This window comes from Spirosoma areae (assembly GCF_054781775.1).
Genome location: NZ_BAAGTT010000013.1, coordinates 14,865 through 38,984, shown reverse-complemented (window position 1 = coordinate 38,984; position 24,120 = coordinate 14,865). Strand labels below are relative to the sequence as shown.

At 49.0% G+C, this 24,120-nt stretch carries 18 protein-coding genes; 8 read left to right on the top strand and 10 right to left on the bottom strand.

The annotated features are described in order from the left end of the window. Positions 1-768: 768 nt before the first annotated feature. The 3 genes from ACYVI1_RS05900 to ACYVI1_RS05890 all read left to right on the top strand — a co-directional run bounded on the left by ACYVI1_RS05900 (position 769) and on the right by ACYVI1_RS05890 (position 2,886). A complete protein-coding gene (locus ACYVI1_RS05900; protein WP_460907756.1) occupies positions 769-1,524 on the top strand; it encodes a DoxX family protein in 756 nt (251 codons plus the stop codon). A 476-nt stretch (positions 1,525-2,000) separates the two neighbouring features. Continuing rightward, positions 2,001-2,435, top strand: a complete 435-nt coding sequence (locus ACYVI1_RS05895; RefSeq protein ID WP_460907754.1) for a DUF6640 family protein — start codon at positions 2,001-2,003, stop codon at positions 2,433-2,435. 19 nt (positions 2,436-2,454) lie between these two features. Then, positions 2,455-2,886, top strand: a complete 432-nt coding sequence (locus tag ACYVI1_RS05890; RefSeq protein ID WP_460907752.1) for a nuclear transport factor 2 family protein — start codon at positions 2,455-2,457, stop codon at positions 2,884-2,886. Positions 2,887-3,279: 393 nt separating this feature from the next. Here ACYVI1_RS05890 and ACYVI1_RS05885 read toward each other — a convergent pair whose 3' ends face one another. From ACYVI1_RS05885 to ACYVI1_RS05865, 5 genes are all read right to left on the bottom strand, one after another. Beyond that, on the bottom strand, positions 3,280-3,786 hold the full coding sequence (locus tag ACYVI1_RS05885; protein WP_460907750.1) for an IS110 family transposase: 507 nt from the start codon (positions 3,784-3,786) through the stop codon (positions 3,280-3,282). 99 nt (positions 3,787-3,885) lie between these two features. Then, positions 3,886-4,245, bottom strand: coding sequence for an IS110 family transposase (locus ACYVI1_RS05880; protein WP_460907748.1), 360 nt, complete (start codon positions 4,243-4,245; stop codon positions 3,886-3,888). A gap of 351 nt (positions 4,246-4,596) precedes the next feature. Then, the gene (locus tag ACYVI1_RS05875) at positions 4,597-5,445 is read right to left on the bottom strand and encodes a helix-turn-helix transcriptional regulator (RefSeq protein WP_460907746.1); all 849 of its coding nucleotides are present in this window, start codon (positions 5,443-5,445) and stop codon (positions 4,597-4,599) included. 549 nt (positions 5,446-5,994) lie between these two features. Further along, positions 5,995-7,032, bottom strand: a complete 1,038-nt coding sequence (locus ACYVI1_RS05870) for a dienelactone hydrolase family protein (RefSeq protein ID WP_460907744.1) — start codon at positions 7,030-7,032, stop codon at positions 5,995-5,997. Between the two features lie 386 nt (positions 7,033-7,418). Further along, the gene (locus ACYVI1_RS05865; RefSeq protein WP_460907742.1) at positions 7,419-7,598 is read right to left on the bottom strand and encodes a hypothetical protein; all 180 of its coding nucleotides are present in this window, start codon (positions 7,596-7,598) and stop codon (positions 7,419-7,421) included. A gap of 24 nt (positions 7,599-7,622) precedes the next feature. Here ACYVI1_RS05865 and ACYVI1_RS05860 point away from each other — a divergent pair, with 24 nt between their 5' ends. Continuing rightward, entirely contained in the window at positions 7,623-8,420 is a 798-nt protein-coding gene (locus ACYVI1_RS05860; RefSeq protein ID WP_460907740.1) for a hypothetical protein, read from the top strand. Positions 8,421-8,562: 142 nt separating this feature from the next. Here ACYVI1_RS05860 and ACYVI1_RS05855 read toward each other — a convergent pair whose 3' ends face one another. Beyond that, entirely contained in the window at positions 8,563-9,507 is a 945-nt protein-coding gene (locus ACYVI1_RS05855) for a ketopantoate reductase family protein (protein WP_460907738.1), read from the bottom strand. Between the two features lie 536 nt (positions 9,508-10,043). Between ACYVI1_RS05855 and ACYVI1_RS05850 the strand changes: the two genes are divergently transcribed. The 3 genes from ACYVI1_RS05850 to ACYVI1_RS05840 are packed head-to-tail and all read left to right on the top strand — an operon-like array spanning position 10,044 to position 14,419. Continuing rightward, entirely contained in the window at positions 10,044-12,485 is a 2,442-nt protein-coding gene (locus tag ACYVI1_RS05850) for a TonB-dependent receptor domain-containing protein (RefSeq protein ID WP_460907736.1), read from the top strand. A 42-nt stretch (positions 12,486-12,527) separates the two neighbouring features. Beyond that, positions 12,528-13,166 (top strand): hypothetical protein, encoded by a 639-nt coding sequence (locus ACYVI1_RS05845; RefSeq protein WP_460907734.1) that lies wholly within the window; start codon positions 12,528-12,530, stop codon positions 13,164-13,166. Positions 13,167-13,204: 38 nt separating this feature from the next. Beyond that, on the top strand, positions 13,205-14,419 hold the full coding sequence (locus tag ACYVI1_RS05840; RefSeq protein WP_460907732.1) for a helix-turn-helix domain-containing protein: 1,215 nt from the start codon (positions 13,205-13,207) through the stop codon (positions 14,417-14,419). 1,352 nt (positions 14,420-15,771) lie between these two features. Here the strand turns inward: ACYVI1_RS05840 and ACYVI1_RS05835 are convergent. The 3 genes from ACYVI1_RS05835 to ACYVI1_RS05825 all read right to left on the bottom strand — a co-directional run bounded on the left by ACYVI1_RS05835 (position 15,772) and on the right by ACYVI1_RS05825 (position 22,057). After that, positions 15,772-18,441 carry an ABC transporter permease gene (locus tag ACYVI1_RS05835; RefSeq protein ID WP_460907730.1) on the bottom strand — a complete coding sequence of 890 codons (2,670 nt, stop codon included), beginning with the start codon at positions 18,439-18,441 and terminating at the stop codon, positions 15,772-15,774. Further along, a complete protein-coding gene (locus ACYVI1_RS05830) occupies positions 18,429-18,767 on the bottom strand; it encodes a PadR family transcriptional regulator (protein WP_460907728.1) in 339 nt (112 codons plus the stop codon). Before ACYVI1_RS05830 ends, ACYVI1_RS05835 begins: the two co-directional genes overlap by 13 nt. Before the next feature lie 614 nt (positions 18,768-19,381). Then, positions 19,382-22,057, bottom strand: a complete 2,676-nt coding sequence (locus tag ACYVI1_RS05825) for a sigma-54-dependent Fis family transcriptional regulator (protein ID WP_460907726.1) — start codon at positions 22,055-22,057, stop codon at positions 19,382-19,384. A 244-nt stretch (positions 22,058-22,301) separates the two neighbouring features. On the opposite strand from ACYVI1_RS05825, the gene ACYVI1_RS05820 reads away from it, so the two are divergent. Continuing rightward, positions 22,302-23,219 (top strand): alpha/beta hydrolase fold domain-containing protein, encoded by a 918-nt coding sequence (locus ACYVI1_RS05820; RefSeq protein ID WP_460907724.1) that lies wholly within the window; start codon positions 22,302-22,304, stop codon positions 23,217-23,219. A 225-nt stretch (positions 23,220-23,444) separates the two neighbouring features. On the opposite strand, the gene ACYVI1_RS05815 is transcribed toward ACYVI1_RS05820, so the two are convergent. Then, positions 23,445-24,119 carry a hypothetical protein gene (locus ACYVI1_RS05815; RefSeq protein ID WP_460907722.1) on the bottom strand — a complete coding sequence of 225 codons (675 nt, stop codon included), beginning with the start codon at positions 24,117-24,119 and terminating at the stop codon, positions 23,445-23,447. Position 24,120: the final 1 nt, after the last annotated feature.

The following is a 24,120-nucleotide window of genomic DNA, read 5'->3' as shown; positions in this document are numbered from 1 at the left end:
GCCTCACCTAACCCGTAAAACGCTGTCCTTTGCCAAAACGGATGATAGTCATTTTGCGCGTACACTCAACTTTATTAACCATTATAATCAAACTAAATCAGCTTGACATTTACCACTACCCAGTTATTTACCATGACCACTAAAAAAAAACAAGTAATCCGAGTCGTCTTTGACGTACGGGATGAGATGAAACACAGTATCCGCCTGGATGAAGATATATCCGTTCCCGCAACGGATCCCGACCAAGCTATTGAATGGGTGTTCGCGGAAATGCAACGTCAATTTAATCGGTCGGATATCCACCTGTCACGAGTTCGCATTTGTGCGTACAAATCTTAAGCTATAGAGTTCGTTACAAAGACTTGTATAGTGAATTGAGCCTTTTCGTGAACGACATCGTAGAATTCTAAAATTGCACTTATTGACGACTCTGTTCTTGAAGTCACGCCAAAAATTAAAACAGGCAAAATAGTACATTTCTAATATGATTCAATGGTTAAATTGCGCTGCGCTAAAAGATAAATAGCAATCAAATGTTGTAGGATTATGCGTCTATACGTAGCTATTAGAACACAGTGATCTACCGATGCAAACTTGGCGAAGGGGTTTCAAACGCGTTTATCCATAGGGGAGACAAGTTGTCCACTTGGCGACATTTTAGGGGGATCAACCTCTTAATAAATAATACTTTCAGAAAGTAAAATCTACATGCAACTTTGGAATGCAAAGTACTTTTCATATAAAGACTATATATAACGAAAACCAGTCATGAGTATCTCCTCCAGACTTGACCGGGTGCACTTTCGTGTAAAACAAAACAGATGGCTTCGGTTTTTTGCCATTTTTAATCGAGTCGCTCTGGCAGCCGGATTTTTGCCAGCGGGATTGGTTAAAATTATGGGTGAACGGTTCGCTAGTGGCTTAGCCGTCAATCATCCAATGGGTCATTACTTGGAAGCTCTGCACCATACGGGTTATTACTACACATCAATTGGGGTTTGGCAAGTCATAGCGGCCATTCTGCTAGTGATACCCCGTACGGTAACCTTGGGCGCATTTCTTTATTTTCCCATTATTCTAAATATCTGCATACTGACGTACGCGACACGTTTTGACGGGTCACTTTTTACTGCGCCCTTGATGGTATTATCGAATTTGTATCTGCTCGGCTGGAATTATGACAAATGGAAATACATTCTTCCCTTTAATCGACTGGCAATTTCCCAAGAGTCAACTGTGACTAAAACCGTTGATAACAAATTTCCGATTACGTTTTTTGCCAGTGTATTTGCTGCCGTTCTCATTTGTGTAGTGGGCATTCCAAGCCTCTATGATATTGAGCCCCGCAATACCTTAGCACAGTGTAAGAAGCAATTCACGGGTAGTAACAGAACCAAAGCTGGTTACAACTTCTGTGATTGTATTCATGTACACGGCCAACCGCTTGATACATGTCTGAGCGAGTATAATATAGCTCCAGACGACGTTGCCCTAACACCGGCGGGGCCTATGAACGGAAATTAAGGTAATTGCCTAGCGGCGTTGAAATAGATGTATTTGTGAATGGTATTAGAAGCAGTTGCCTGCAAGCGTTGTGGGCAAACAAATCAAATCGCACCGGCGGACTGGCTATAGCACAACTGGTGCAGGCGTCCAACGCTACCGATGTTATGACTGCGACCGAACCCCACCGGCGGACCGCTTTGTTCAAACGTATACTCACAAGGCTCGTAATCCATTGGTAAACGTGCAGATCACCCATACGGCGAGAGTGTTCAATAAAGTGTGTCAAGTTATGATTGGACTTGCTACCTTTTTTTAGACAGACGTTTCTTATCTTTTTATCCAGTTAAAGATTGCAAGACCAGTCCCACTATAAAAGGACGTTTATAGTGGGACTGGTCTACAAGTATCCGTAATAAATTGAGCAATTTTTTACAAGATTATACACAAAACACCCTGCATTTTTACATCGTCTAACGTCCGAACTGACTCTAGTGATGAAAACGGGAAAGCTTCTTATATCGTTTGTCGCGGTTTTCACGGCAACATCCCCGTACCTGGCGGATTGGAATCAAACTCACATTTATAACCCAGACTGGCCACCACATGCCAAGTTTCACAATGCCCAAACCATGATCTTCGGGGCTTACTTAGGGCTGCTTTCTTTGTGGGCCCTGTGGGGCCGCAAGGACCCGTCCGAGGGGGAAAGGCTCAACCAGGGTACCCTGTTTGCTGCCCTCTACTGGATGGCTCAACTACCGGCCATTCTGTTTCCGGGAACAGCGTTCAACGATGCCAACGGGCTGGCCATGCCGACTCTCCTCGGTATCCAGACCAATCAGGTGCTGTTTAGCATGGTCTTTATTCTGCCCCTGATTTCTCTGGGCTACTACCTGGAACGAAACCGGATTTACCAATCATCACTGCGTTAACCCTCTTTCAAGCAAGACCATGACCGAATCAACAACAACCCTGGAAACGGGTGCGCTGGAGCACCCCAATGTCCAACGCATCCGGGCCTATCAGGCCGCCATGGCGCGGGGCGACTATGAAGCGGGGGCCACCGTTTTCGATCCCGAGGTTACTTATACCGTACCGGGGCACAATGCGTTGTCGGGGGTGTACCAGGGTCCAGCCGAGGTGATGGGTTATTTGGGCAGACTGATGGAACTGACCCAGGGGACGTATAGCATTCGTGAAATGCACTGGCTGGTCAATGAAAAGGAGGAGGTAATCCTGTTCATCAAGAACCAAGCGGACCGCAATAATCGCTCGTTTGTCTGGGAAGAAACAATTCTGTTCCAGTTCAAAAATGGGAAAAAATTCAATTTGGAGCATTTCCAGGCCGATCAGGCGGGTGTCGATGCGTTTTTAGGCTTATAAAAAAAGTGGATCGGCAACCGAATCACTCCTAGTCAGCAGACGATAAGTACCAGTATGAAAACAGACTAGATGATCGCTAGCTCGAGCGAATCGGGCTTTGATCAGCTTCCCTCCGTTCAGGTAATGTAAGCCTTTATTGAGGCCGTTCACTAGGACGATCCGGCTGTTGCAACCCAGTTACTCGCCGATGATGTGGTGATGTTAATCCGAGGTAAACGTTTGCTCTTCGGTGAATACAAGGGGCCAGACAGGATACTACATCTGTTGAGTCAAATGGATAAATTAACTAAGGGGACCCATAAAATCATTGGGACATTGGCGTGGCCGATTCACGCCAATCATGTCCATACTGTCGTGGTTGAAACGGCTACTCGGAATGAACTGTGTTGAAAGTCAAGTGGGAATAACTAAATTTTTGTCAAAGGGGGTTTGGTTGGTGGCGATGGCGAAAGCCTGCCGCACTAATTTATGGGCGACGGCATTCAAGGCCACTAACTTAGGTTTACCCGCCTTCACCAAGCGCTCATACAAAGCCGCGCAGGCCGGGTTGGCTTTCTTGGCCTGCATACTGGCCATGTACAAAAGTTGGCGGATGCGGCTCTGGCCTAATTTGCAGATGTGGCCTTTGCCCTTGACGGAGGTGCCCGATTCAAACACGCGTGGAGCCAGCCCGACAAAACTGGCTATCTGCTTGGCCGACTCAAAGCGGGTAAAGCCCCGCGTCAGGACGATCAGATAGCCAGTTTTGCGGCCAATGCCAGGGATACTTAACAAGTTGGTGTAAAGGGCGGCAAACTCGGCGCGGGCCGGTTGGTCAAGGGCTTGCTCAAGCTGGTCGATCTGTTGCTGGAGGTGGCTCAGACTGGCCTGAAGCGAATCATACAGGGCTGGATTAGGCACCCCCGAGTGCTCAAAAGCCTCCTGTTGATTCCGCAGGGCGGTGCGTTATTTGATGTACTGCTCCAACAGGGTTTGCAACTGGCTTAACTGACTCATCAACTAAGTGGATGGCTGCCAGAGCGCAGGCTGCTGGTTTTGGCCAAATTCGCTCAACAGGCGAGCATCAGCCTGGTCGGTTTTGGTGCGACGCAGTAACATTTGGCCAAAGCGTTTAATGACCAGGGGATTAACTACGCTCAGCCGACATTGTTGCTGGTAGAGGGCTTGGGCCCGGGGCAGATAGTAGCTACCCGTAGCCTCCAGCACAGAGTGGCTACGGGTGGGCAGCAGGGCCATTAACTGGGCATAGCCCTGTGGGGTATTGGCTAGCTGTTGCTGTACCCATTGGCCGTCGGTGTGACGGAAGGCGACTTGGAAGGCGTGTTTGGCAATGTCAATGTTGACGAAAGTAGTTTGCATACATTAGGTGTTTAGGATACTGACAGCGATGACTTATCTATTCTTCATTCGGGATCAAGTCCCCACGAACTGTTCAAGTTCAGCACCATCCCAACAACCGGGGCGACTGCCATTCCGAACGGTCTCGGCGGACCCATGACAAAGCGTAGTCTACCCCGGTGGTATCGATAACGTCCTTCAGCAAAAGGACGATCAAACATAGAATGGACAAACGTTGACTTACAACCGGGCCTTGGTCTTTGAGGTACGTAGTGACAAAAGTGTGATAGGGCAGGCTTTTAAAGAGGACCAGCATGCATTTGATGCGTTCTGGTCCTGAGAATGGCCATTGGGTCACCTTAAGACTGTCTGTTAGAATCGACCTGGTGTCTGGGAAGTGAAACGTTTGAAGCATTTACTAAAATGAGATTGGTCGAAAAAGCCCAGTTCTAAGGCCACATCGACGATTTGGCTTCCTTTTTTAAGCAGTTCTTTCGCTTTACAAATTTTCAACTGGGTTTGGTAGTCGTGGATGGTCATTCCCGTTTCTTTAACAAAGGACCGTAGGAGATGAAATTTGCTTAGACAGGCCACATCAGCCAGCAGAGCCAATGAAATAGGCTGGGCAAAATTGTCGGCCAAATACACTTTTACTGCTTCAACAGCTTTCCGTTCGTTACCCAGCGTTTCAATACCTAGCTTTGAACTGCCGCAGTGGGCCAAAACAGCAGTAATCCAGTTCAAAAAGCGAGTCTCATATTCGAGGATGGAGAAAGGACGTTGAAGCATCGAAAAGAACAAGGCCGTAAGCTTTACTAACTGATTATTAAGAAAGTTATTCGTTAGTAACAGGTGATTAAAATCAACATGGACCTGTTTGCCATCCGTAATCTCTTCAACGGACTGACTAAGCTGTTGCGGGGTGATGAAGGCGAAGCAAAACCGGAGCGTCTGCTCTCGTACCAGATCTTCAGCGTGGATCTCAGCGGGCTGAATGATGTATAATTTATGGGGCGTAACGAGTACTTTTCTTTTGCGGTACGTATTTTCGATGGCTCCTTGACTGATGAAACCAATCTGATACTCATCGTGGAAATGAGGTGATTTTAATTTCAGTCTAGGCTGGGGCTGACGGTTTTTAACTTCCCATTCTTGCAACTCCATCCCTTGGCTGATTTTAAATATGCTCGCTCGGGCATTCTCAGTTTTGATCTCGATCACAGCTGTACGAACGGATTTGTGGGATAAAAAAGATGTAAAGCAAACCACTCGACTGTTCTCACAGCCATGGCCAAGCTAGGTCATTCTCAAAACGGTCCTGTTATGTCATTGTTTATACTAAAGATGAAAGTTAGCACTAAAACCTGTTTTAGTGCTATAGCATTATAGCTTCATCTCTTGGATTAGTTTCACTACATAACTGATAGAATAAAGCTGCACTGGGTAAAGTACAATTTTGCGGCCTTGTAACGAAAACTTATCCAAACCTGATTAAGGACGCCCTAACAAATTTTACAGGTCGGTTACCACACCCATTCGGGCAGGGATGAACGCTCGGGTTTACACCAAAACCTGATTGGTACAGTGCGTCTTTTATTATTGGTTGAGATGGTCTAATTAATTGGCACAGTGGACTTGTTTGTCGACATCGTATGCTACTTAGTCATAGGTTGAACGCCTTGTCGAAAATTTCAGTATATAAACTTGCTGGAGAGTTATCACGAGTAACGAAGGAAATAGTTAAATTAAGTTGGTTGGGCTACAGGTTAATCAGCCCCGATGAAGATGCCGGGAAAAAGCCGCTTTCACCTGCTGCCACATGGCCCTCGAAAGTACATGCCCTTGATGGGCTTCAATCAAAAAGGTAAAATTCTTCCAGGCACCCGCTCGCTGATAGGCTTGGCCAATTCGCACTAAGCCGGCTCGAACCGAGTCAATGGGGGAGCCGGGGTCCTGCTCGCCAAAATTAAGGTGCAGCGCCCGGGGGGCGATCAGGGAGGCAATCTCGGGGGTATCCCCAAATTGAGCCCAGCCAGGAACAAAATTAGCAAAGCAGTGCAGCAAATGCTGGGCTTCAATGACCTCGTAGGTTGGTAAGCAACAATTGCCCACGATGCAGCGCAACCGAGGTTCCAATGGCCCCACTAACCAGCCGTGGGTTGCGCCCATCGAATGACCATAACAACCGATCTGATTGGCTACTACCTCTGGACGGCTACATAGGTAATCTACCGCACAACGCATATCCAGCACGTTTTTCCAGGCCAAACTACGGCCCCGCACTACCTGGCGCAAAAACTCGAATCGTTCATAGTCGCCATTGGTAAGTTTACCAGTTGGGTCCTGCCGTTCCCCGAAACAGAGCGCATCGGGACACAGGACGACGTAGCCTTCCCGGACCAGCGCTACGGCCGTATGATGCATGGGGTTACCGACTAAGCCTGCCGGCTCGGATTTACCCAACTCATACTGCCCATTGTGCTGATGCCAAACAGCAATGCCTGGAGCCGGGCGCTGAGGGGTAACCGTGTCGGGTATCAACAGCAGGGCTGGAACTCGTTCATCTGCCTCAACTAGATAACTGACCCATTCAATTCGATACCCCTCTTTTAGCCACGTTTCCCCTATTTTGGACAGCAAGGGGATTGCTTCAGGAAACGGCCCGCCTAAACAGGTTTGGTAGTGCTGGCGTAAGGAGTCCGCAGATCCAGAATCCGACTTATCCGGAGGCCTCGTCGAATCCTTGTCTGTCAATACCTGACTTGGGGTAGTGATCGTACCCAGAGCGTCTATAAGTTGGGATTTCATGAAGGATCGTCAATTGTGTTTCATACCAGATTCCTACTTAGCTTCTGAGAAGTACTAATTTTTCCGTGGAGGTTATTGACCTGACTACCTGAAGGGGTTTCAACGAAGGATCTACGACAATGCTCCAAACCCACCTATCCTGAGTGTAATCAGGTTATAATATACTAAAAATCAGGTAGTATTGACCAAGTTAAGCCAGACTAAATTCAAGAAAGTATGGATATTCTCTTTCCATCGTAGACTACGAATTGGGTTGGTTTTCGCGGACGAAATCACAGTAGCTTTTTATTGCATTTCTTCTTGAGGAAAGCGGTAGTAAAATAGTCAAATTTGATACAACTTTACTTGTATATGTCCTATGGTATACGTCAAGCGTGTACTATCAGTTAAGCCACAGTGACTGCCCAATAGGCCGATAGTAGAATCGGCCCATTGGCACACTTATAAGGCTTCGACGGTCCCGCTCCGGCGTACCGGCCAGCGGCTGTACCGGCCGTTGCGCCGGGCCGCCGAAGCGGGGAACCGGGCATCACCCCTGTTGCGAAAGCGCCCATATTAATCTTCATTGATAACCCTTCGAATCCAATCCAATGAAAATGACCCCTGCCTTTCCAACGCTGGCCTTTGTCAGCTTACTGATTCTTTTCGCTTCTTCCTGCTCGCAACCGCAGCGAAGCGAGTCGGAAAATCCGCCCATGCCTGATTTTAATGCCCAGGGGTCCGATGCTAAAGCCATTGACATTGCCGATCAAGTGATGAAGGCCCAGGGTGGACGCAAAAACTGGGATGCTACCCATTACCTTGCCTGGAACTTCTTCGGCTACCGGACACTGATTTGGGACAAGTACACGGGCAACGTACGGATAGAAAACCTAAAAGATGACACCAAAATTCTAATCAATGTCAACGATGGGAAAGGGAAAGTGTCAAAAAACGGCGCACAAGTGACCCAGGCCGACACGGTGAGCAAATACCTTAAAGAAGGTAAAGAAGCCTGGATCAATGATTCCTATTGGCTTGTCATGCCGTTTAAACTGAAAGATTCCGGGCTTACGCTCAAGTACGGGGGGGAGGATACCACCCAGGCGGGTACCAAAGCGGATGTGCTGCGGCTGACCTTTGAGGGCGTAGGGGTTACCCCTCAGAATGGCTATAAGATATACGTAGATAAACAACGTCACTTGGTTTCACAATGGGCGCATTTTAAGGAGGCCCATCAGGCGGAGCCAACCTTCGTGATGCCTTGGAATGATTACCGGACTTATGGCAAGATCAAACTGTCGGGCGACCGGGGAGAGCGTAAACTTACTGATATCCACGTATTGGAGCAGCTGCCCGAGAGCGTTTTTACCTCCTTCGAGCCGGTTGACATAAGCAAGTACCATTGATTTGGTTGATGCGCTGATTACGGGTTAATAATCTATCAATCAATAGCTGAAGCTGATTAATGGAAAGCCATTAACTGCCGGAGTTCAATCTGGCCGGATGAAGTTGATTACTAAATAATCTAGCCTGGATTAATGGACTCAATTAGCTTCTGTGGAACACGACTCCCCGACTCACTTCTGACTTCAATCGGGTCAGTTCGCCCAGTAAGCGAGTACGGCTGGCCAATTCAGGCCTGCCCAGCCGGTGGGCCAGGCGGGCGACAGCCAGATTGAGCGACTCAATTTCAGTCTCGCGACCGTTATTTATATCAACTAAGGTAGAGATCAGTTGTCCGTCTGAACGTTGGCTGATTTGCAGCAGTCGGCCCTCCACTTCCTCCCGATTTAATACAATACCCACTACCCCAGCCACCGCCACGCATTCGTCGATAATCTGGCGCCCTAAAACCAACGCTGAGTTATCCCGATGAAAAATACCATTATCGGTCCCAAGCAACGGACAAATGGCATTGAAGACACAATTCGTAATGACTTTTTCCCAGATAGTCTGCTGAATGGCACCCTCAGCCCGGAACGGAAACGGAGCCGTACTAAGCTGTTCGACAAGCTCCGCCAGCCGGGATTCATGGCCCCGAATCAGGCCAATAGGCGAAGCGGCTACGGGTTTATAGCGAACCCTATGCGGTGCTTGCACCTGACAAGTCGCCAGTAACACACACCGATACAGCTCCTCAAAACCAGCTTCCAGAAATGGTTCTTCAATACCCAGTCCATTTTGCAGCAAAACCAGGGGCGACTCACCTGTCTTTCCGCTCAATCGCCGGGCCAACTCCCGGTTGCCGAAGGTTTTGCTGGTCAGCAAAACAATACCATTTAAGCGCTCAATCTGTTCTAAAGTGCGGATAGGAATGGAAGCTGTTAGGGCAGTACCATCGCTACAGTCAACAATAATGCTAGTTTCTTCGGTTTCAGGCGCCCTCCCCTGGCGACCGCGTAGCAGCATAACCTGTTTACCAGACAGCTTCAGCAACACAGCTAAGGTCATGCCAATGGCCCCGACTCCGACAATATAGATAGGGTTTTGCATGAGCGTATGTTCTACGATTATGTTGGGCAAATATTAAAATCTTTTGTTCAAATAACGAAGCCTTTTCGTGAACGAAGGAGTTCAATGAATTTTTTGTATTTAAACAAGGAGAGGCAATAAATTAATTGCCATAGATTTAATTTCAAAATGGTATATTTTTAAGATTGGACATTAATTCAAAATCGTTCTAGAAGAATGGGCATAGTCTACTGAACACTACGTAAAGGTCATTGAAAAAAGTGTCCCCTAAAAGTAGCTAGTCTCGCTACTAAAAATCTGCGGTCAGTGGCAACCTTCATAATACCGCCTTCAACGTATTAATAATTGCCGCTCTGTCGACGGATTGAACATTGCTTAATATAATTAGTACGGTTTGGCTAGCTAACTGTCATGTTATGGAAACATTCGGACATTATCTTAAAATAGAAGGTTAAAGGGCTCAATTCATCATTTGGGGCGTCTCAAATCTTTTTTGGGGCGAAGCAGCAGGCGTAACCAGCCACCTTTGAATCGTCAATCACAAACGATTCAATACCATGGCACGCTTCTTTACCCTCCTTTTTCTAACACTGGCGAGCGGTTCGTCAATTGCTCAATCGTTGACGGGCTCCGTACTTGAGGCAACAAATAGCCCCGCTTCATTCGCCGTCGTCAAACTTCTCCGAGCTGGCGACTCTACACTCGTAACCGGAACAATTGCCAATGAAGCCGGTCAGTATACGTTTACAAACATAGCCGAGGGACGTTACTATTTGCAGGCGTCTCTGGTGGGAATGACCAGTGCCAAAAGCCAGGCAGTTGCGGTAAAGGCTGGTCAGTCGGTGATCATGGAACCACTAACACTCGTGGCTGCTGGGCAACTACTGAACGGTGTAGAGGTTCGAGCCAAACGGGCACTTGTTGAGCAACAAGTTGATAAAACGGTGCTGAATGTAGCCGCTGATGCTACGGCTCAGGGCAAAACCGCCTACGAACTATTGCAGCAGGCTCCCGGCGTAGTCATTGATCCGAATGATAATATTCGGATGGCTGGTAAACAGGGCGTCAACGTATTTATTGACGGCAAGCCAACCAATCTCTCAGCCGCTGATCTGGCCAATTTGTTGCGAGCCACCCCCGCAGCCAGCATCGACAAAGTAGAGCTGATCACTAACCCCTCAGCCCGTTTCGATGCGCAGGGTGGGGCTGGTATTATTAACCTCCGGTTTCGGCGTGACAAAAGTCTGGGGATAAACGGCAACGTATCGGCTGGCTATGGCCAGAGCGACCATCATCGGGCCAACGCTGCCCTCGACCTGAACTACCGGACCAAACGCGTTAATCTGTTTGGTAATGTGGCCGTCAGTGACAACTTTCAGATTACCAATGTACGCCTGGACAGACGGACGGGTGGTTCGCAATTCCTACAGCGAGGCTACGATTCCGACGGGACGAAGGCCATCGTTTACAAAGCGGGTGTTGACTACGCCCTTACTAATCAGCGCACCGCAGCGCAGCAAACAATTGGCTTTATTGTATCGGGTAATGCGTCGGCTAACCGATTCGGCACGTTCACCACTACGAGTCTCATAATCAGTCAGAATAGGCTGGATTCGAGCATCGTAAATCAGGCAACGAATGGCACAACAGACCAGCCCGCTCGAAACAACCGCACCAATGCATCCTTAAACTACCGATATGGGGATACGCTGGGACTGGAATTGAACATGGATGCGGACATAACCCGTTTCCAAAACACGTCGCCCAACAGGATCACGAGTGAGTATAGCGATGGTAGTGGGCAATCATTGTTTCGTCGGCAACGCCGGTTCGATGCCAGCACAAACATTACCATCCTTACGCTGAAAACTGATTTTGTGAAGGAATGGAAAGCGCGTCACCTGAAACTCGAAACGGGAGTTAAACACACGGATGTATCGACGGACAATGATCTACTGGCGTTTATTGGTGCTGAACCGGAACGTGCTGATGTGAACCGCACGAATCGGTTTACCTATCGGGAAATCGTGAACGCAGCCTATGCATCACTGAACCGGACAATGGGCAAGTGGTCAGTTCAGGGTGGGTTACGGGCCGAACACGCCAACGTGAATGGACGTTCGACGGATTTGCTTCAGCAAACGATTCAGCGCCCGGATACCGCTTACCTCAACCTGTTCCCAACGGCATTTGTGCAGTATAGGGCTACCGACAACAGCCAGTTTGGTGTCACTTACGGACGGCGCATCGGACGCCCTAACTATCAGGATATGAATCCGTTCGTTTACCAGATTGACCCATATACCAGTCAGCGGGGTAACCCTTATCTGCGGCCCACCTATACCCATACACTCGAAGCCAGCTACACCTACAAATGGGCATCGACGCTCAAGCTAACCTACAGCCGCACCCAGGATTTTACGACCGATGTAATCCGGCAGGAGGGATTGGCCACCTACCAGACGGTTGCCAACGTAGGCCGGGTCGATGCCCTGAATCTATCCGTTAGTATGCCCTATCAGTTCACAAAATGGTGGAGTACGTACATGTATGCCGGGGCAACCTGGAACCGCTTTACGGGAAGCCTATCGCCAGGGGAGTCGTTCGACCAACGGGCATTTGCTTTCGAGGGGTATATGCAACACTCATTTACGATCTCGAAAGTCTGGTCGGCACAGGCGTCGGGATTCTGGAGTGCGCCAACAACGCAAACGATCTACCGGGTTGGTGGGTTGGGGGCATTGAATCTGAGTCTTCAGAAGAAAGTAATGCAGGAGCGTGGCAGGATTACCCTTGGTGTAGATGATCTGCTGAATACGATGCGCTGGAGGCAATCGGCTGATTTTCAAACACAGCAATTTAACATCGACCGAAAATGGGAAAGCCGCCGAGTCACGCTTCGGTTTACCTATCAATTTGGGAGCCGGGATATTAAAGCCGCCCGTGAACGTGAAGCTAACACCGACGCCAGCCGAATTAAAGTGAAAGGAAATCTATAACCATCATCTAAAATAACAACAACTCAAAAACATCGAAACAACATGATAACGAACCTGAATCAATTCAAAATAAATGCATTTTTGACGATTACTTTATTTGCTTTGAGCACCTTGACTACCAGTGTTGCTCAATCTATAGCATCTGGCGAAACCGTTGCCCGTGTGGCGTTCACCCTTCGCAATAATTTGGGTTACCACCGGATGTTTCGGGCAGAGGGGCCGGGTTTGGCGTATGGGTTTACCATGAATCGCAATGAATCAACGCCGAAAAACTGGCCAGTTGGTGGTAAATTGTATTACAGTGAAGATGGCGAAACTACGGGTGCATTGATTCTGACCGTGACCGCCGACGACGCAGGCAAAACACTGCTGACCGATCCCAAAACCAAGGGCCACTTAGCGACTAATACCGTAACTGTCCGTTTTCGGAATAATAGCCTGCTTCCTCATAAAGTAATGATTATCACGTATCGCCCCGACGAAACGGGCAATGGCACGCAGGGTATCATGTTGATGTCGTATAGTAGCACTACCCAGAAACTGCCGGTAGGTACTAAAGTGTATTTCGCTGATAGTAGACAGGTCGATGTGGTAATGAGCGGAAAACGTATCGACGAAGGAAAACCTTTTTTGACCGTTCAGAAAAGCGACGATGGGAAGTCATTCAATATTTTTCAGTAAAGAAACAGACTGTATCTTGCCCGTAAATAGTTTTACCGATGACGTTTGACTTCAATCCCTATTCCTCCCCCTTATTATTTGGCTTTGTGCAAGGTTGGATTTATGCCGCTCTGTTGTGGGTGCGGGCCCGGCGCGAGGAACGACTGTCCGACTGGTTGCTTGGTTGGGTTCTGGTGGGGTTGAGTTTGAATATCTGGGAGTATATGCTGGGCTTTGGCGGTATTGAAATTCTCTGGCGCGAACTGGAGTTCTTTCCCCGAACGCTGGGCTACCTGTTCCCCGCCTTATGCTATTTCTACCTCAAAAGTCAGGTAAATGCCGACTTTCGGTTCACGCGTCGGGATGCCTGGCATGCGGTTCCGTTTTTGGTATATGTGACTTACCATGTCGGAATTTTTTCGATGGGACACGATTTCGTCGAACGCTGGAAAACAATGGTTCAGTACCCGTATCACCTGGAAAATGTTGAGTTTTTTGTAGGTGTTGGATTGGATGTGTATTACCTGATTTTGTCCCTGCGCTTATATCGACACTACCGGGCCTGGATTAAAACACAATTTTCCGAGACCGAAACCATCAGCTTTCGTTGGTTTCGCAACTTCCTGATTACGCTCACCGCAACTATGTTGTTCAGCCTTCTAATGACAGCGATTAGTGTATCGTTTAGTCTTGATTTCTGGCAGAACTGGTGGGACAAACTGGCGGGTGTCATCCTGATTTATTACGTAAGCATCCACGGCTACGCACAGGCACAATCCGGTCGAAGGTTAACGTTTGATCAGGCGCCGACTGAGGAACAAGCTGTACTTTTCGAGCCGTTGGCAGACAGCGTACTTGAAAGGGAACCTATGGTGGTTAATGGTACTGTAGAAGGCCAGTTGATAAAATCACCAACTGGCCTGATGATGGATTTGATGCCCTGGCGCGATATGTTGTTGGCCTATATGGCAAATGAACGACCTTATCTGGACCCTGAATTATCGCTTATTGATCTGGCCCGCCGACTCAAGACCAACGCGTCAATCCTGTCGCCAGTCATAAATGCCGGAACGGGAAAAAATTTCAATGATTTTGTGAATCAGTACCGGGTCGATGCCTTCAAACGCCAGGCACTCGATCCGGCTAATAGCCATTTGAGTTTGCTGGGCATTGCGCTGGATTGTGGCTTTAACTCAAAAGCTACGTTCAATCGGGCTTTCAAGAAACTGACCGGCCAGTCGCCAAGGGAGTTTGTCGAGTCGAGGGGGCAATGATTTATCGTTGGTTTTAAAGAAACTGTCTAAAAATAGTTAATTGAGCCTTCTGGACTTATTATGTTTATTTGGACACTCAATTAAGTATCAGCGTCCTGTCTAGTTTAATGTAGAAATTCACTATTTTACCTTATTTACCCGCCTACTCCCCTTTCTGAGCGAATACAACCTCGTTGATGTCTCCACCCCAATAGGTAACCCGATTTTACGTAATACGGGTGGGAGGTTGCCAACATTCTAGTATTGAGTTATCGGCCGACACGCTGGCTTTTCTGCTGGGGCAACTTAACCAAAACCCCTGATTGACAGAAGGAGACTTATGGGTTTGTACTTCATAGAGTTCCAAACTGTATTGGCCCTACTGTTCCGCCCATTTTACGAACCCGTATTGTAGATCTGAAGCGGTCGAACATACGTACATAACTTGTTTCACCTTCAGGGATGGCCCCATTAACCAGTTCCAATAAGGAGTCTAGCATGGAGGGGCTAAGTTAGGTATCAATGCCGGTTTGGTGCGTAATCCGTTGGCGTAGATCTTGTTTTATACTACTTCCTAAGTGGTTAAACCGGACCAGGGTGCAAAATATGAAAGCTAAACCTTGCCCCTTTAGCAAATAGTGCGATGGGAACTGCGCATACGATTATACACTCATCGGATAAACGTATGCGTGTGTATAAAGCCTTTTAGCATTATATACAGGGTGATTAAAGAAATGCTCTAGCGAACAGGAATTCGCTAATCTCGACACCGCACTTTATTGCTTTATAAATAGTATTATACCGTCATTTCGACTTAAGGGGTAGAAAAAATCGGCGTTTTAATTAATTGTACTTTTACTAGTGTGCGTATAGAAAAGGCAACCTTTTCGTGAACGCTTTTAGGCATCTAAACTGAGCCTTATGATGTCACTGCAAATCATAATAAGCGTCCATTTGGGCAAGGGTTTACATGGACGATTTTTGTGAGTTACCAAAATGATGGCAAAAGTATGATTTTCAAGCACTTAGATGGTTCATTAAATATAGCGTTTTAGGCTTTTAATGAACGATTATATATTTGACCAGTCCGGAAAGTGAGATAGCACGGTAGAAAAGTAAGTCACAGATGGTCAGTCCCGGGTCGCCGCTTCGGCTGCTGCCGCACCGATAATGCATGGTCCCGCTTTGGCGTACCGACAGGTATGGTCATTTGACACAGATATTGTAAGTAGCCGTCGCACTTTGGGAGGATTTTGTGAGATCAGTAGACTATCGGTTACTTACCAGTAATAATTTTTAAACTGCGCGTTAGCTTACTAAAAAAGCAATACGTGTAGGTAGTGCTATAGAAATGAGTAATTCAAAACAACCCTTTATTCGGATCGTAGACTTTTAACTGGGTTGATCAGGGCGGCTTTTATACTTTGATAACTGACGGTCAGCAACGTAACGGCTAAGGCTCCCAGGCCTGACACTGCGAAAATCCACCACGAGAGATCGACGCGATAGGTGTAGTTCTGCAACCAACTGCCCATGAAGTGATAAGCAATGGGAATGGCAATCAGGCAGGCGATAATGACCAGCACCACAAAGTCTTTCGAGAGTAACTGCCACAGGTTCGTCACCGACGCGCCAAGCACCTTGCGAATACCGATCTCTTTGGTGCGCTGCTGGGCAACGAACGAAGCCAAACCAAACAAGCCTAAGCAGGAAATCAAGATGGCGAGCACCGCAAAGAAGCTGGCCAGTTTACCAATGCGTTCCTCGGCCCGGAACTTGGCATCATAATCGTCGTCGGCGAACTTGTACTCGAAAGGCGTGTTGGGATTGTACTTCTTAAACGTCGCTTCGATGCTGGCTAAAGCTTCGCTGGCGCTGATGTGCGGATTGATCTTGATATTGCTGTAAAAGGCCCGGTTGAAGTTGTCAATATAGAAAATGGTAGGGCGTATCGGGTTATAGGGCGATTCCATCACCATGTTTTTAACCACGCCAATCACCGTATAGGTACGCCCAAATGCTTTGACCTGTTCGCCTAGTGGCTCTTTGAAACCCATGTACTTGACTGCTTCTTCGTTGAGGATAAACCCGGACGAATCGGTGCCGAACGCCCGCGAGAAGTCGCGTCCTTCTTTGATTTTCCAATCGATGGTTTTGCCGAACTCGTGGGTAACCGCAACGGTCACCTGTTCGTCCTGCATGCCCTCCGGCTTGCCTCGCCACTGTAAACCGCCGTTGGTGATACCGGCGCTGGTAGCCTGCGTTTCTGATTGGGATAGTTCAACGGCGGTCCGCGTCGATAACAGATCATTGCGCAGGGCTTCGTAGCCTTTGTGAACCTCATCTGTTTTCATGGGAATGCTCAACAGACCGGCGCGGCTGAAGCCAATGGGTCGGTTCTTAGTATGCTGAATCTGCCGGAAGACGATGATCGTGCCGATAATGAGTGTAATCGAAACCGTGAATTGCACCACGACCAGCGCTTTGCGGGGAACGGCCGCCAAACGACCGACTTTGAAGGTGCCTTTAAGGACTTTAACCGGAACAAACGACGACAAGTAAAGCGCCGGGTAACTGCCTGCAATCAAGCCTGTCAGTATGGTGAAGCCAATACCGACTAACCAGAACAGAGGATAAGCCCACAGCATAGCCATCTCCTTACCAGCCACTTCGTTGAAAAGGGGCAGCGCGAGGATAACCAGCAGGATCGACAGCACAAAAGAAATGAAAGCTACTAGCAACGATTCGCTGTAGAACTGACTGATCAATTGGCTGCGTACGGAACCAAGGGCTTTGCGAACCCCAACTTCCTTCGCGCGTTTCTCGGATCGAGCAGTGCTCAGGTTCATGAAGTTGATACACGCCAGCAAGAGCACGAAGGCACCAATGATACCGTACATCCACACAAACTGAATACGCCCACCCACGTTTACGCCATTCTTGAAGTCACCGTACAGATGCCAGCGATTCATCGGGTGGAGAAACAATTCCGACTTAAAAGGAGCTTCATTAGACAGGTTTTTAACGCGCTCCCACTTGGCCAGCTTAATGGCCGAAGAAACCTTGTCCATATCGGCTTGATCGGCGATTTGGACAAACGCTTGAAACCAACTGTTGCCCCAACCCAACTTTTTGTCATATCCCTCGCCCTTGATCAGTAAGTCCCAGGGCGCAATAAACATCAGCTCGGCGAAGGACGAGTTTTGGGGCAGGTCTTCGTAAACGCCGGCTACTTTGACGGCCCGATCGTTGTCGATCTTCATGAGCTTACCAATCGGATCGGTATCGTCGAAGAAGCTTTTGGCGACCGATTCGGAGAGCAGGATGGAGTTCGGGTCTTTTAAGCCAGCCCATGTACCTTTCAGCATGGTCAACGTCAGCATTTCGGGTGCTGCCGGTTCCATAAAACGGCCACCTTTGACAAACTTCCTGTCGCCAACGGATAAAATAGGATACCTACGGCCACTTGTCATCACGACTTGTTTGAAGTTGCTGCCGTACGTATTGCGAAGCTCAGGGCCGAGCTGCAGGGCCTGACTGTCCCAGGTTTCAATCCCGCCGTTGATCGTTTGGTGTTGCATCACCTGAGCGATGCGGTCGTAGTTCTGGTGATCCTTATTGAAGGACAGTTCATCCCAAATCCACAAACCAATCAGCATGGCCACGGCCATGCCAGTCGCCAGGCCAGCAACGTTGATGAACGAATAGACCTTGTTCTTAACGAGGTTTCGAAAGGCAATCTTGAAATAGTTACGTATCATGTCGGGGTTTAAGAAAAAGGGTTGAGGGTATTTAGCGCTTTGTTTGGTATGTGCCCTTGAGAAGGGGCGAATCAGCCGCATGACGGCTAGGGCATACCGCCAGCGGGCTTTTGAGGGGCCAACAGTCTTGACCCAGTAGGTGTACATCTCCAGCAAATCACCCTGTAGTTCATCTTCCATGCCGACTGGACTGAACCGGCTCAATAGCCAGTCAACCCAGCGTGGCGGCCGGCGCTCCGGCGGTCCTGAGTAACCTCCCGCACCGCTGGTTAAACGCCCCATAGCTGTAGGATTGGGGTTGGAATTTGATCCCATAGTTGGGACCGAACTTTTCGACACTCAATCAATGCCTGCTGGCCAGCCGCTGTGAGGGTGAACAGGCGTTTTTGGCGACCTCCCCGCTCGGCGGTTGCTCCGCCCATCTGAGAAGCGACAAAGCCTTTTTCTTCCAACCGCTGTAATGTAGTGTGGACCGTAGGAAAGCTGATGCTTCGGCCCATTTGCTGGTCGATCGTTTGGGTGATCGAAGCACAGTAGGCGATATCCTGCAGAGCCGCCACCGTCAGCAAAACAACTTCTTCTAACTCCCCCAAAAAAACTCGTTTCATAGCCAAAAGCGCCGGTAAGTCGGTGCAGTAGTTATTAGTATAGTCTTTGCCGTACAAATACCTGACCAAACTTTCAAAAATGGCTTAATTAGCTTGAAAGGGCTAAAGTGTGAGTGCTGCCGGTGATGGTATGTCCAAAAGTGGACACACTCATGTACAGTAACGGACAGGGTTTCAGAGTTTATCTTGACGCCCATTTTCCAAGTAAGTGTAGTAGTCTTTCAATGAAGATCTAGGGCTGTTGACAATATTCTCAAATTGCCATTCGCACCGGCGTCGCAGTGGCGCCCCACCCCGGTCATCAATCAATGTCTCATTTATGCGCAAGGAATGAGTTTGTAAAACATAAGCTATCTTCTACATCAGGTTTAACATTTATTAAACGTGCGTTCAATAAATGAGAGATTCTTACTGAATCGAATCCCAACTGCGGCCTCCAAATTTGTTATTGGGTATCAACTCATTTTTATAATAAGAGCGTTATTGTGAGAATTCTATCGCTAGATTTGCCATTTTAGTATTTCGTAGAGTAGCGACTTAGTTGACGACAAGACAACCTTTTCTGATTATGGCTATACGGGAAGATTAGTGTAAGCTCCTATTTGACTGCTGATTTAGTTTTTCATAATATGCTCTTTAAAAATGCCCAGCTTTTTCATTTTGGCTTCCAGCGTAGTGGCCTTCAGACCTAGCCGCTCGGCTGCGCCATCGGTACCCCGGATACGACCGTTGGCTAGTTGGAGTGCCTGCATGATCTGGGTTTTCTCCCAGCTTTCCCGTTGTGATTTGATGCCGCTGCTGGCTCGGCCCGCTGCCTCCTCTTCAGTCACCGGGGTGGCTGGCAGTACGGGGGCGGCCCGTTTGGCAAGCGGGCGACTCCATTCCAAGGGACGCCCCTCCGAGAGGATGACGGCCTGTTCGATCACATTCTCCAGTTCCCGGATGTTTCCCGGCCAGTCGTAGGCCAGCAACTCGGCGTGGGTTGTGGCGGAGATACCCGGGAACGGCCAGCCCATTTTCCGGGAGAATTTCTGAGTAAAGTAGGTGGCCAATAGAGGAATGTCTTCGCTCCGCTCACGCAGGGAAGGTAGGTGAATGGGAAAGATGTGCAGCCGATAAAACAGGTCGGAGCGAAATGTTCCTTCCAGAACGGCTTTCTCCAGGTCCCGGTTCGTTGCGGCGATGACCCGGAAATCCACGTGAATGGTGGATTTTCCACCAATTCGCTCAATTTCTTTTTCCTGCAGCACACGGAGCAGCTTGGCCTGGAGCTCCAGGGCCAGTTCGCCGATCTCATCCAGAAAAATAGTGCCCTGGTTGGCCATTTCAAACTTCCCAATCCGCCGCTCGACCGCCCCGGTGAAGGCCCCCTTTTCGTGGCCGAACAGTTCCGACTCAATCAGATGGGCGGGCAGGGCGGCACAATTGACCTTAATCAACGGCCGCTCCCTTCGGGGCGACTGGTGATGAATGGCCCGGGCGATCAGCTCTTTGCCCGTGCCGGTTGCACCCTGGATCAACACGGTCGTATCGATGGGGGCCACGCTGGCCACCGCCCGGAATACCCGCTGCAACTGGGGACTGCTGCCGATGACCTGCTCGAAGTTATAGGTGATTTTGACCTCTTCCATCAGGTAGCTCTTCTCCTGCTTCAACTGCTCGCTTAGCGTTTGAATCTCCTCATAGGCCAGCAACTTGTCTAACGTCAGCGACAGCGAATAGGCGATTCGGCTCAGAAAGGCTAGGTGTTCGCCCAGGTAGACGTCCGCTTGTTTGCTGTAAAAAGTAAAAATGAAGGCCTTGTCCCGGCTGAGCGGCAACGGAAACCGCACTAGCGACCGGAGCTGAAAGTGCTGGGTTATCATGTGGTCCAGGGCGTGCTGCCGGCTCCATCGCACCCCCTCTTCCCCGGTCAGAATCATTGCCTCTTGAGCGATCAATTCCCGGCGAAGCGCCTCCCACTTTTCAATTGACATCCCACTGAGTTGCTGCAGGTGAGCGGGGTCTAATACTTGGTATTCATCGAACCCCGTCCGGTAGAAGGTATAGTCGCTTTTGAGTTGGCTGCCCGCTTCCAAGCGTACGAAGACATAATCCAGGGGGATGAAGGGCTGGAGGAGCTGAATAACCTTTACTAACTTCTGATCCCACCGATCTTCCCCCGCCAAAACGTTGGTCAGGGCGATTTGCAGACTTTTCTCCCGTTCCCGCGCGGCTATTTCTTCATTAGCGAGAATGTTACTAATGACGACGGCCAATTGTCCGGCCAGGGCTTTGTAGAGGTTCAACAGGGCCGGGTGCTGCGAAGGTTTGCGCTGAAAATGGAAAAGAACCAGCCCAATCCGTTCACCGGCGTACACCAGGGGAACATTCACTGAGTGGTGCAGGCCGGTTTGCTCCATCAACGTCAGATCCGCATTACCCGGGTAGGATGTCAATAGTTCTTGCGCCGACCAGGCATAGGGGCCCTCCTGCCCCAGCAGTAGCTCGAAAGGAGAGTTCAGGATGGGAAAAGATTGCCGGACCAGTTCCCGGAAGAGCGGATGGACCTGACGTTCAGCCGAGGCCAGGTTGAAGAAGTAATTGTAGGTATCCTTCTGGCAGAGAGCCACTACGGCATCGTCGAAGTCGATGAGTGGCCGTATTTTTTCCATCATCACCCGATACAGATCGTCCTTATTCCGGATGGTGGTCATGGCCTCGCTGAGGGAAAGCAGGATGGTCCTCTCCTGCTCCCGTTCCAGGATTTCCCGATTGGCCAGGATATTGTAAACCGCCACAGCTAACTGGTCGGTGAAGGCGAGGTACAGGGGAAATTTTGCAGGCTGGATCGGGGACGCTTCATTAAAATGCAGTAACACCACCCCAAAGAGATCTCCCCCGTGCAGGAGGTTTAGCTTCACGGAGTAGTGCAGGCCGGTCTGCTGCATGAATATAAAACCCGGATAGCCGGGAAACCGCACCAGCATCTGCTCCGTCGTCAACAGAAAGGGGTCCTCCTGCTTGATAAAATACTCGAACGGCGAATTCTGGAAGGGAAAGCTTTTGCGGGCCAGCATGTCGTAAAACGGATTTTCCCGCCGTTGGGCCGGTGCCAGGTTGAAGAAGTAATTGTAGGTATCCTTCTGGAAGAGGACCACCACGGCGTCGTTGAAGTTAATCAGGGGCCGGATCTTTTCCATCATGACCCGGTACAGATCGTCCATGTCGCGGATGACTGCCATGTCGCCGCTGAGGGAAAGCAGCGTGGCCTTTTCGGCCAATTCCTCTAATACCTGATTACTAAGCATCGGTGGAGCGGGATGTAACGGTTTACTAAACATACTCCAATTTTTTGGAGTTTTTCTATATTTCTCCAATTTTTTAGAATAACCTAGCGCCTCGCCCTGGCTTTAACAGATATGTTTTTTCCTTAAAAAGGGCTTTAATGGCCTGCCAAGGCATCTTCTTGGAAATCTTTCTTGCTTTGACTACCTGGTACATCGATTGATTCAGGCTTGATACAATTTTCTTCTCTCACAAAAGAACTGTCGCATGAAATCTTTTTCATTTTTAGTAGTAGCCAGTACTCTGTGGATACAGACGATCGTCGCTTTTGGTCAGAAAGTCACCAGGCAGGAAAATGTCGTGTACGGCGTAGTCGCCGGAACGGGGTTGCTTATGGATGTGTACCAGCCAGCCACCAGCAATCACCTGGGGATCGTCTTTATAGCGGGAAACGGCTGGGGGTTCTTTGATCAGCGTATCTACAACCAGAGCGCGTTAAAAGAAGCCGTGCGGGATACGGCGTACAACGGCAAATGGGTGGAGTCCCTGATCCGGAAGGGGTACACGGTATTCATGATCAACCACCGGTTTGCCCCGCAGTTTCACGCACCCGATATCTTGTCCGATTGCCAACGGGCAGTCCGTTACATTCGGTATAATGCCCGCCGATTCGGCATTGACGCCCAGCATATTGGCGCGATGGGCCATTCATCCGGTGCCGTTCTATCGTCCATGCTGGGCGTTACGGATGCGCCTCCTGAGCTAGCAACCGATCCCATTGACAGCCTGAGTTCCAGAGTACAGGCTGTTGTCACGATGGGTGCTCCGTTTATGTTATGGGATATTAATCGGAAAGCGGACACCACGCTCACCCGAAACCTGGCCCTTCGCATGTTTCTTAATTACATCGGGGAGCTTCCCGATGAGCGTCAAAATGAATTTATTTCTTCCGGCAAGTATGCGCAGGCATCCCCCATTACCCATGTGACCAAAGGAGATGCGGCTACGCTGATCTACTATTCCGATGACGACTTTTTCACTCCCCTCCGCCAATCGCCCCGGATGTATCAGGCTTTACAGGAGCAAGGCGTGCCGGCCAAACTGGTGCTGACTCATAAACAACGGCATTGGCCCAAACCGGATATGGAGGAGGTGGATCGGTGGTTCAGAACGTATTTGAAATGACTACCTGACCTCGGTGTTGACCGATTCAAGAGACTGGTCCATTCATTTCGCTTTAATGTTCAACTAGCTGATTTTCTATATCGCGAAATGCCCGTTTTCTCGGGACTTCTGAATATCTATATTAATGATTATATCCTGCTTACTAAGTCGTCTCAAATTGCCGTCTCATGTATCAACCGCAACGGTGGACCTTGTCTCAAAAATAAGGGTATAGATGAGTTCAGGCTACACTTTGACAATACCATCAATTCGGTCTGAATATCCACCAAACTGGAAAAGTTGATTGAGTAACGGTGTTTTCTTCATCAATAGCGGGTCGGGATACAGGCCCCGTTGGGGCTCTTTCTGAAGCTCAAGTAAGCCAAACCAGCGGCCAAACTGTTGCACAAAGCGCCAGCGATACACCCGCTCAAAGTCTAACCAGTAACCCGACAATCGACCTGAGGGTATCGGCTCTCGTAAATGAGGAAAAGCTTGTTGGACTTTATTGGCATAAAAATTAGTGTTGTGCCACTCACTTCCATAACGATTTACCAAGTAGAGTGAATAAACCCAGCCGAATTGGCCCGCCTGGGTCTGGGTATCATCCAGGTAAGCCCAGTTAAAGCGTAGCGTGTAATCCTGGAGAACCTGCCGGAAGCGAAATGCACGCTGCTGAGCCATCGCCTTTTCCCCTGTTTTGGTCAACCACAAGGCATTATGTTGTTTCTTAGCATAGGGACTCAGTGAGAGGCAAACTTTAAGCGCTTGAAGAAAGTGGACATTATCTTCCGAGATTTTTTTAGTTATACCTTGTTCGATGTCATCCTGCACCAGGAGCTTGCGTTCATACAGCTCCCGGCACAAGGCCAGGGGCAGGTTGCCCTTTGGGGTTAGCTTGATAGATTGGTGGGTGAGCAAG